The organism is Flavobacterium sp. (assembly GCF_028712645.1).
GTDB lineage: Bacteria > Bacteroidota > Bacteroidia > Flavobacteriales > Flavobacteriaceae > Flavobacterium.
Genome location: NZ_JAQTPQ010000363.1, coordinates 1 through 2,841, shown reverse-complemented (window position 1 = coordinate 2,841; position 2,841 = coordinate 1). Strand labels below are relative to the sequence as shown.

The following is a 2,841-nucleotide window of genomic DNA, read 5'->3' as shown; positions in this document are numbered from 1 at the left end:
CTATTTGTCTATATCAGAAAAAAATAACCAGCAGTCTTTTGAGCTTTTTGCCAATTGGGGTAAAACACTATTACAGGATTTTAATGAAATAGACCGTTATTTATTAGACTCCAATCATGTTTTATCGTATTTAAAAGATATAGAAGACATCAAGAAATGGGGAATTGAAGTCGAAAATAAAACGCAGTTACTTGAAAACTACATTGATTTTTGGAAATTATTACCCAAATACTATCAATCTTTATATGAACATTTGCTTAAAAAAAGGATAGGTTATCAAGGTTTGATTTATCGAGAAGCTGTAAAAAACACCAGTAGCTTTTCAAAATCGATTCTAGGAAAACAATTTATTTTTGCAGGTTTTAACGCCTTGAATGCTTCAGAGGAAAAGATAATTCAACATCTTATTGCTTCAGATCAGGCAAAAATATATTGGGATGCCGATCAAACGTTTCTAAATGATCCTTATCATGATGCCGGTTTGTTTGTACGTCGTTTTAAAGAAAGTTGGAAACGTTATAAGTCACATCCTTTTGAATGGATTGTAGATGATTTTTCGAGTTCAAAAAACATTCAAATTATTGGTACACCAAAAACGATTGGTCAAGCCAAGATTGCGGGAAGTATTATAGAAAATATCAATATTGAAAACCCCAATGCTACACTGGATAAAGCGGCTATTGTTTTGGGGGAAGAAAATTTGTTAATTCCATTGTTGTATTCTCTTCCAAATTCGGTTGGAGCTTTGAATATTACCATGGGGTATTCTAGTAAAAATAATCCAGCACAAATTCTGATTGCTAAATTGTTTAAGATGCATACCAATGCATTGTCTAGAAGCAATAGTAGTTATGTTTTTTATTATAAGGACGTATTAGATATATTAACTCATCCGTTAATTGAGTCCTATGCCAATACTAGTGCTTTGGTTGGGATTATTAACAAAAATAATTACACCTTTATCAGTCATCATAAATTATTGGAATTAAATGATAATATCAGTGATTTATTCTTGCTTGTATTTCAAAAATGGGAGAAAGGTTCGATTGCTGTTTTAGAGATAATTTCTAGTTTATTGCTGAAGGTCAAGAATAACTTAAGTAATGAAAATGAAGAAGAAAAAATAACCAAGACTTTTGTCTATGCTATTTTTAAAGTAATCAATAAGTTGATTAATTATTATTCCAAACATAAAGCAATTGACACGATTGATACACTACATGCAATTTACAAACAAGTAATTGATCTGGCTGAAGTTTCTTTTGAAGGGGAGCCTTTGAACGGATTGCAAATTATGGGTGTTCTTGAAAGTAGGGTACTGGATTTTGAAACGGTTATCATTACTTCTATGAACGAAGGTAAATTTCCGGCGGGCAAATCACAAAACTCTTTTATTCCTTATGATGTGAAGCGTGAATTAGGATTGCCTACTTTTAAAGAGAAAGACGCTATCTACACCTATCACTTTTATCATTTGTTGCAACGTGCCAAAAACATTTATTTACTGTATAATACAGAAAGTGAAGGTCTGGATGCAGGGGAAAACAGTCGTTTCATCACCCAATTGGAGGTAGAGAAACAACCCAAGCATATTTTAACACACGAAATTTATAATGCAGTTTTACCAGATACTGCTTATTCAGCTATGATAATTCCGAAATCGGAAAAGGTGATGTTGCGTTTGAAAGAAATAGCAGAAAAAGGATTTTCCCCATCAGCGTTGACTAGTTATATACGGAATCCGATTCAGTTTTATTTTCAAAAGATTTTACGAATCAGTGAAGTAGAAGAGGTAGAGGAAAATATTGCCTTGAATACTTTGGGGACAATTATACACGAGACTTTACGAGTTTTATACGAGCCTTTGATTGGTAAGTTTATTTCAGAAATTGATATTCAAAATTGCATTAAGAAAATTGATTCCGAAGTTTTGATTCAATTTAAAGTAGTTTACAAAGAAGGGGAAATAAAAAAAGGACGAAATTTATTGGCTTTTGAAGTAGCAAAACGTAATGTTTTTAACTTCCTGAAAGTAGAATTAGAGAATATTAAAAAAGGAGATGCCATAAAGATTCTGGAGCTTGAAAAAACGTTCCAAAGAATGGTTGAACATCCAAGTTTGCCCTTTCCTGTTTTGATTAAAGGAAATGTGGACAGGATTGAAGAACGAAACGGCACCATTAGAATCATTGATTACAAAACGGGGAAAGTGGAGAAATCCAGTGTTACTCTTAAATCCTGGAAAGGATTGACGGATGATATCAAAAACGATAAAATTATTCAGGTTCTGGCATATGCCTATATGTATGAAGAAAACGCAAAAGGAAAGCCTATTGAGGCGGGAATTATTTCTTTTAAAAACCTAAAGTCAGGTTTCTTGCCCTTTAATATTAAAGAAGAAAAGGAAAGTGTTTCTATTATTAATCAGGAGATACAATCTAATTATTTGGAGCAGATTGTTTTGTTGTTGAATGAAATATTGGATGTAACACTTCCTTTTGAGGAGAAAATAGTATAAAAGGAATGAATAAAAAATGGAGTAACGTATTTGAGTTTTTCAAAAGCACTCTTGCGATTAATTTTGCTGCTAGTTTTTTTGTTTTTCTTTTTGGGGGATTGATAGCTTTTAATTATTCGGTTCTCAGTTTTGGTTTTGTTTTAAGTTTGCTTTTCAAAGAAGTTAATGCTAAAAACGAGTATGTGTTTTATTTCAATAATCAGATTTCTAGGATACAGCTTTGGGTTTATTCTTGGTGTTTTACTTTTATTTTTTTAATGGTTTGTGCTTTTGTTTTAAATTTGATAAAGAGACTATTTTGAAAAATCATTTATTAGAAATTG

1 protein-coding gene is annotated in these 2,841 nt (G+C 31.6%); it reads left to right on the top strand.

All coding sequences use genetic code 11. The features are described 5' to 3' along the window. A partial coding sequence (locus PHC28_RS17885; protein WP_300103716.1) for a PD-(D/E)XK nuclease family protein occupies window positions 1-2,518 on the top strand: 2,518 nt, incomplete at its 5' end. Between the last annotated feature and the right edge of the window lie 323 nt (window positions 2,519-2,841).